Raw genomic sequence first — 324 nt, forward strand, 5'->3', positions numbered from 1 at the left:
AAAAGACGTGCTGGTGCTCGATGCCGACCCGCAGGGCGGAGCATGTTCTGGTCAAACTTGGCGCGCAAAGCGCTGCAACGCAAGGCCGTGCGTGAGGGTGAAGACCCGGACGCGGTGGTGCTGCCGTTCGACGTAGCCCGCAACCAGACCAAGTCGTATGACGTTGTGATTGTTGACCACGCCCCGAAAATGGACTTGCACATTCCCGGGGCCATCGTCGTTTCGCCCATCGTGCTGGACGCAGTGAGTTACGGCCCGTCCATCGTTGGGTTGCAAGAGCTCGGCAAGATGGACAAACGTGTGTTGGTGGTGCTCAACCGGTTC

General features: G+C 60.2%; 1 protein-coding gene. It reads left to right on the top strand.

All coding sequences use genetic code 11. The features are described 5' to 3' along the window. Window positions 1–42: 42 nt before the first annotated feature. The coding region (locus CDV46_RS18625) for a hypothetical protein (RefSeq protein ID WP_217896754.1) at window positions 43–324 on the top strand (282 nt) is incomplete at its 3' end.

It is taken from the genome of Pandoraea sp. PE-S2T-3 (genome assembly GCF_002179965.1).
GTDB lineage: Bacteria > Pseudomonadota > Gammaproteobacteria > Burkholderiales > Burkholderiaceae > Pandoraea.